This window comes from Endozoicomonas sp. YOMI1, from assembly GCF_024606345.1.
Taxonomy (GTDB): Bacteria; Pseudomonadota; Gammaproteobacteria; order Pseudomonadales; family Endozoicomonadaceae; genus Endozoicomonas.
In genome coordinates this window covers 1-7573 of record NZ_JAHHPM010000358.1, presented here as the reverse complement: position 1 = coordinate 7573, position 7573 = coordinate 1, and the positions used below count along the sequence as shown (strand labels likewise).

General features: G+C 47.5%; 4 protein-coding genes. 3 read left to right on the top strand and 1 reads right to left on the bottom strand.

Translation table 11 applies throughout. The features are described from left to right. The 3 genes from KDK15_RS12925 to KDK15_RS12915 form a co-directional block, all read left to right on the top strand. On the top strand, positions 1-6211 hold a 6211-nt coding region (locus KDK15_RS12925; protein ID WP_257295793.1), incomplete at its 5' end, for a hypothetical protein. Positions 6212-6336: 125 nt separating this feature from the next. After that, positions 6337-6708, top strand: coding sequence for a PilZ domain-containing protein (locus tag KDK15_RS12920; RefSeq protein WP_101747812.1), 372 nt, complete (start codon positions 6337-6339; stop codon positions 6706-6708). 51 nt (positions 6709-6759) lie between these two features. After that, positions 6760-7113 (top strand): YigZ family protein, encoded by a 354-nt coding sequence (locus KDK15_RS12915; RefSeq protein WP_257295792.1) that lies wholly within the window; start codon positions 6760-6762, stop codon positions 7111-7113. 70 nt (positions 7114-7183) lie between these two features. Here the strand turns inward: KDK15_RS12915 and KDK15_RS12910 are convergent, their stop codons facing one another. Beyond that, positions 7184-7414: a hypothetical protein gene (locus KDK15_RS12910; RefSeq protein WP_257295791.1), complete on the bottom strand. Its 231-nt coding sequence runs from the start codon at positions 7412-7414 to the stop codon at positions 7184-7186. Positions 7415-7573 lie beyond the last annotated feature (159 nt).

Sequence of the window (7573 nt, the reverse complement as noted above, 5' to 3'; positions counted from 1 at the left end):
AACCAATGCGATACCCGAGACCACCAGTCGTGGAACCAGTCCGATTCCTGAGAAGACTGAAGACGACAATGTTTTAAAGTCAGAAACGCAAGAGTTAACCGGTAGTAACGGTCCGGCCAGACAGTTTGCTGATGCCTCCACCAATGCAATACCCGAGACCACCAATCATGCAACAAGTCCGATTTCTGAGATTATTGACGACAAAAGTAGCCTAATAGCAGTAGCGACAGGAGCGAACGGAGACAACACACCAGCGGCGCCAGAAGTGACCGGGAGCAACAGCCCAACACCAGTGATGCCAGAGGGTGATAAGCCAGATCCACAAGAAATAAGCAACCCGGGTAAATTAGAAAGACATGACTCAGGTATTGGATCGCTACCTCCATCACCAACTGTCACCCCGATCCCAATGGCATTGGCAGCATCACCGAAAGTCACCTGGTCTGCAGCAGAACTTCCGGAAGTGACTTCGCCAACCTCACCGGATCAGGAGCCCGGGAAATTGGAACTGTATTTAAACCATGTTCCCGTTAACCAGGAAGCTGTTCGACTTTCCGGGGTTCATCAGAACACGGTTGCCCTGCAAAAAGCGGTAAACGGTATGGCTGCTAAAGTGGAGCAGTTTAATAACTGGAAGGCTTTAGAGATATCAAAGAAAGACGTTATCTGGCTGGAGGAAGAGGATAAAAAGCTTGAGCCAAGTAATACCCGTTTGCGAAATGCGATTACCGGGCAAATTCGAACCTTAGAGAAAGAAATAGATAAGACCGTTAATGATTTTAACAATAAATATCGCAATCGCCCTGAAGAGTGTAAAGCGCTTGAAGATAGAGCGATCAGTATCAAAGAAAGCCTGAAGCAGCAAAAAAACAGTATTGATCAATCAAACCGGGCAATAACGGGGAAAGCAGTCGAAAAGTGGTTTGAAGATCTTGATAAGACCAGTGCTAACTGTCCCGACACTGAAGACTTTATGGAAAAGGTATTACCAGACCTTGCCAGTGTATTTGCATCCAATCACGGAGAGGCGTGCAGTTACTTGGCGGGTCAAACCATTGATCGGGTATCTAAAGAGTTAGTTAGAAGATGTAACGCAGAGGTTGCTAAAGTACCAAGTGGCGACGGGCGTCATCTACAGCTTCAGCAGCTTTATATGCAGTATGCCCAGAGGTTACAGCAGCTCGACCCACAGAGAATCCCCGCCCGTGTTCATCAGGGGAAATTGGGGATCAGAGGTGAACAATTTGCCTCAGAAGCTATCCGTCAACAGGAAGCAGCGCTGGGTAAGGTATTTGGTGACCAGCAAACCGACGCTGAGGTTTTGTCAGACACAAGTACTTCAGCCATTGGAAAACAGGCTGCCAGGCTGATAGAGGATGCCCGCATCAGGCCGAGGTTGCTGGCGCTGTTGAACAGCCTGAAGGTGAAGCAGGAAGGCGTTAAAAATACCGCCGTGAAACGGTCAAAGGATTTAGATGCCGCATTGACTAAAGGGTTGCTGGATATTCGCGATCAATTCAACCTGCATCCTATGCCGGGTAAGTTCGCTGTTCTGGAAGCCTGTCTGAGTGATCTGAAAAAGCCCAATTCCAAATTGGCCGTTGAGTCAGCCAATCAGCACAAAGGCACATTAACCGCAAAAAATGGTGAGCCCAGATATCAGAAACTGGAAAAACGTTGTAATGGTTTACTGGATAAGCTGGACACTGACAGGGAGCTTCCGGAAATAACTGGCCAGAAACTGGAGTTTATGGAGGCATTTCACCAACAAAGCATCTTTGATTATGAAACCTTAAAAGATGGTGCATCGACCACGGAAGGATCTTTTACGGTCACCAGGCTTGGCAGAGGTAAAGGCCCTCTGAGTGAGTTTTTTGCCGGCGTTCCCAATGCCAACTACCGGAAAGCGGATGAAGGGGCAGAAAGTATAGCGATCGATGGCGGCAAACCGGCAGGCATTGTCTTTGAAAAAAACCGGGCTGGCGACTGGCATGGAATGCTGGGCAACAGACATTATACATTACACCCCCGCTTTCTCTACGAGTACCCGAAAAGCGATATTCCCTTTGCCGACAATTGGTTGCCAGTGAGAGCAGATGATGGCAAACCAGGCATTCTGGTCCTGCAGACTACGGCACAGGAGCCGCGGTATTTCTTGTATGAGCCTGATGGCAAAGGAGAGTTAAAGCCCAGGCCTATAGACGCTACCAGTAACGATGAATTGGTCGATGCCGAGTTTTTGCTGCGGGCAGCAAAAGGTCCTGACCAGACCTCCTTCGATACAAAGTCAGATGAGGTCGCCCGGGCGAAAGCCAGCGCGCTCCGAGGGGGCGTACAGTCGATTCGCGAAAAGTGGAATGAAACAGAGAATGCACAGAAAAAGCTGGCTTCGTTATATCAGCAAACCCGCATTGACGTGAAAGCACGATCCAGTGAAAAAAATCTACAGCAATTGATTGGCACTAAGGATCGAAGCAAACTCCTGGCGGGGCGGAAGGTAAAGAAGAGTCAATACACCGAGCTTCAGAATGAAAAAGAAAAGAAAGAAAAGGTGGGGACTCATCTGGAAAATGCCAGCTTGAAATCAGCAGATCAACGCTATCAAAACCTCTCGCCTGATACCAGTTTTGATCACGTTGGTAAAGGCTATTTTGAACAGTGCCGGAAGAAATTTGGCAGTAATGAGCTGATTGAGCTCGGTGAGAAAAACCTCAAGGAGTTCAAAGCGGGTGCTTTTCAAAACATGTCGGTATTTGCCGGTTGTGAAATTAAACCGGATGCACCGGAATGGTCAGACGGCTCGATCCAGCAGGTTGCGTTGAATTTTGACAAGGTGGTCAAAGTGAATCGGGACCGGCAGTTACGGTTGAGCGAGGGCGTGGACTACCTGACCAGAAAGCTCGGTAAGGCCATTAGAGATAATAGTGAAGATAAAGGGCTGGATTTTTACCGGGATGATGAACTGGTCGATTTTGCGATTAATCAGTTTAAGAACGGTCGTCTGCCAGCGTGGGTCAGGGTGAATCGTGACTCGTTCTGTGATGAGTTGGTGCAACTGATGCTGGTGAAGAATGAGAAGGATTTCTGTCTCAGCATGGGGCTGCGTATGGGCGCTCTGAAAGACAAACTGGCAGTGGTCAAGAGTGAGCGCTTTGACAGTCAGCAGATGCCTGATGATGAGTTTAAAGGCGCCTGTCAGGGATTGAATCTGGATATGGCACTGCTGGCTGGTGCGCAGAAAGAAGCGACAGAACGAATTGAGTCTCACTACCGCCGTGGTCTGGATGAACAAAGCCGGGTCATGATTTCATTTGAGCAAGGTGGGCTGGTCCTGCGTGGTGATCAGCCAAAGATGGCTGAAAAAGTATTTAACTTTGTGCAGGAAATGGGGAGCGACAGAGCGTCAAAAGGTAATACATTGGTGTTCCAGCTGGGCACCGGTTACGGTAAAAGTAAAACAATTATTCCCCTGGTTGCCGATCAGGCCTGCCGGAAAAAGCATCCTGTTCGGGTCATTGCGCCAGCCAATAACCAGGCTGAACTGGATCACTCACTGACAGGTTATTTTGCTGATTCGGGCGTAACCTACCGCAGGCTGGATCTTTTTAAAGATTTTGTGCCCAAGTCCGAGACTCCTCGGAAATGGTGGTCGCCGCAGGTGCTGAAGGATATTAAGGCGCAGGTGACCGCGGAAGGTCCGCTGGGTATCTCCACAAAGGATGTCCTGCTATTAATGACGCTCAGGGACCGGCTGAAAGCCATTGATGCGGCAGATTACCAGACTCACTGTAAAGAAACCCCGGCTACGTTGAAAAAAGAGATTCGCTTATTAGAAGACATTTTGGATGCATTGCAATACGACGGTCTAAAGGTTTTTGATGAGTATGACCGGTCAGTTATGCCTAGCAGTAATGATGAGTTTAAGGAGCAGGCCGCAGATGTGAGCCGTGCGCAAAGCGTGCTCGGGACGAAGCCGATAGATGAGCGCGAAGTGGCCGAAATGCAGGCAGCCTTTTTGAGCGGCAGTAAGCATAAAGTCTGCCTGTCAGCCACCATGGGTACCGGTTTTACCATGGCTGGGTTGACGAAATCGGCAACGGTTAAAGAGGCGGCGGAAAAATGTGAATCGAACGCCATGACAACCCACGCCAGACTCTTTAACTGGCTGACGAAAACCACACCTATCTTGTCCGGTGAAACATCCAACCGGGAGAATAGACTTAAAGTCCTCGAGCAGGTGATGGAGGGTTCCGGTAAGGATAAACAGATCATTCTGTTTGATGGTAACCATAATGGCGAAGACCGGTTCAGCCACGTTGTGGAAGATTATAACTGTCTGCAAAAAGCACGAGGTGGCAAGGTTCGGGGGCTTTTGTACTACAACGATCAGAAACAGCTCTGTTTGTACCATCCGAAACAGGAAAAATATCAGCAACCGGACGCAGTGGTTTCGCCGGAAATGGAGGCGTTGATTCGAAAGAACCCTGAGGATTACGACGTTCGCCTTGACAAGACGCAGGGTACCGGAACGGATTGTCCTCAAAGTGCGGCAAGTGTCGGTATCCACCTTGGTATGACTGAAGATGTCAGCAGGCGCAGCAATGTATTTCTTCAGGAGTTTGGTCGTTTCTCGCGCAATTCGGGCTCTTTAACGTCGCAGAAATTTTATCTGGTACTGAATACGAAAGCCTTGCCATCCATTGGTAGCGTGAGCCACGAGCACCAAGAGAAGCACAAAGAACTGGCCAATGCCTGTGAGCGTGTCCATGAGAACACTCAGGAAGCGAAGGCAAAACTGATGGCCGGGTTAGAAGATAAGGTGAGTCCTGAACAGTTACGAGTGATCCATTCCAAACTGCATGTTTCGCCTCCGGATGAGGAAGATAAATATGACGCTAACCTTGAACGTGATTTGGGAACCTTTATCAAATCCTGGGAGTGCAATGTATTTCCCCAATCGGTGAAAAACGCTCTGGCGGATTTCAAAAGAGCCCAGTGGTATGAGCAGAATCAGGTTCTGGAAATGACGGCCACCCTGATGGCACTTCGTGAAGACTCAACGTTTGTAAAAACCTGTGAGGCAAGCTTTGAACGAGGAAATAAACGCGCGGATGCCGATGAGATTTTATCCAGTGCTCATAATTGGCGCGGTACCGGGGCCGAACAGGCACTTGATAAGGTCAAGCTTGGCCCGGTCGTCACTCCGGCGGGAAGTGCGGATGAATATGACCATAAGAAGTATGTTGAGGAACTTGAATTTCAGTTGACAGGAAAGGTTTATAAGGAATTACAGAAAATAGACAGACAGAGCTTTGATCATTTTGATAAAGAAGCAACTCTTGAACAATTTGCCGAAAGCCAGCATATGGATCATGAAATTGCCAGGTGTATCGGTAAGATACGGGAAAGCGGGATTACTCCAGTGGATCGGGGAGAGGTGCATGATGTTCCACCGGCACTGATGACCTATTGCGAGCAGTTAAAAACTGAGGCAGATAAAGTGTTTAGCGATCTTGGTACACTTTGCAATCATGGCAATACACCAAAAAATGCCTCTGAGGGTGCTGGTAAACTTGTGCTCTCTGAGCCCCGAGACTGGCAAAAGGTGAAAGCCGTAAAAGAGGCTTTCGATAGTGAGTTTGACAAAGTGAAATCCGGGGATCTGGAAGCCTTGTCGACGTTTTGCCGTCAAAGGGGTAGTTCGCTGGAGACTTTCTATCATGATCTGGCTACTGCACTGTCTGGCATAACATTTGATTCCGGTAAAGATCAAAGTAACGTCCAAAAATTTGGCAACATGTGCAATATTCTAGGAAAAGGAATGAAAGCGTTAAGCTTGAGTCATTATAAAAAATCCCGTGACAGAGTAGACAAGTTTTATCCACAGAAGGGGACAAAAGCGCCGACCAAAATCCAGTTGGTTCAATCTGGCAGGCCAAATAAGTGGAATTGGGATGTTGTTCTGCCTTCACGTGAAGGTCAAGTCAAGAAAGATTATGATTCCCTTGAACAGAAAAGAAAAGAACATAACGCCATAGGAAAAGCCAGGGCAGTATTAAGAAAAGGTAATGACCCTCAATTAACCAGGTGCCTGGGTCAGATTCAGAAAGAACTTTTGCTGGCTAATGAAAAATATAGAAATTCACTGTTAGAGTATGCTGAAGATGCTCAGATTAAAATAGATAGAAGAAAAAACATTAAATTGAAATGATCTGTTTCCATGAGTTTTATTGATGAAGCTTAAATGATTTTCAGGTGATGTATTTAAGCTCTGTATTAACAGTAATCATAAGATAATGTCTGGTTATCTATGTTTAAGCAAACAAGGCGTGATTTATGTCGTTAACACCCAGTGGCAAGGAACGCCGCTCGATTAAGCGTCATCAGTTGCAGGATTATCTGAAAATTTATAATCGCAACACCATGCGGGTTATGGGAAGTATCGGGAACATCAGTTGTAATGGCTTAATGTTGATCAGTTCTGTCCCTGTTTTGATTGGCGCTGTTTATAATATGCGTATTATTCTTCCCGATGATGAGATGGGAGAGCGGTATCTGGATTTTGATTCACGGTGCCACTGGTGCAAGCCTGATGTTGGGCCGGAATATTTTGACTCTGGTTACAGTATTGTCAATGCGGGTCATGATATTATCGATCTGGTTGAAACATTGAAAAGTTATTTTACCTTTGACGAAGTCACAGACTGACGTTTACAGGTAGAATCTTACGTTACCGATCGATTGCTGTCTCAGGTCGTCATGTCTGCTGATTACGTTGTCCCTGCCCAAGTTATAACGGTTGAAACCGAAGTCAGAAAAAGCCGATTTATTGCCTGTATTTCTCCGGCTCACTCTCGCCGGGAAGCCTTGGCTTTTGTCGAAGAAAAGCGTATCGAATACCCGGATGCCACTCATCACTGCTCAGCCTTTGTTGCGGGTGCTCCTGATGGCGGTGCTGTGGTTGGGTTTCACGGGAGTCTTGAGCAGTGTGACTATGGTCAGTCGGTCAAGATGATGATCTTAATGCCAGAAACCGGAAGAGAGCATCTTGCCCGGCATTTGCACGATGTCAGCCGGGGACAGATAGTCATTCAGTGGCAGGATGATGTCTGAATCTTTCTGTCTCGTGAGCTTATGTTTAAAGCATAAGCTCTGACAGACAACAGGGGAGTGAAGGCTCCCGCTAATTATAGTTGTCAAACTCAATAGCATCTTCCAAGACCCAGTACTTCTGCTCCTGCAGAAGTTTGTTGTCGCTCATGGCCATAAACAGTCGGGTGCCAAGCGGAGGCATGGTGCTTTCTCCCATGTATTGCCACTGGATTCTCTGTCCTGCAATCGCCTGCAGGCACAGCGGGTAATTTCCCTTGAAAGCCGGGGTAAAAGTACCGTGGCGCATATCTCCCTTTTTCATTGTCTTCCCTCCTCATCTCAAACTTGATATCGGCCACGTTAGGAATAGGCCTTGAATAATTTCCACATTTTGGAGCCACCAAACTCCGTTCGTCCTGAGCCTGACGAAGGGCGTAAACTCCGAAGCATGATAGATCGTGCCAGGCACCCTTCGACTCCG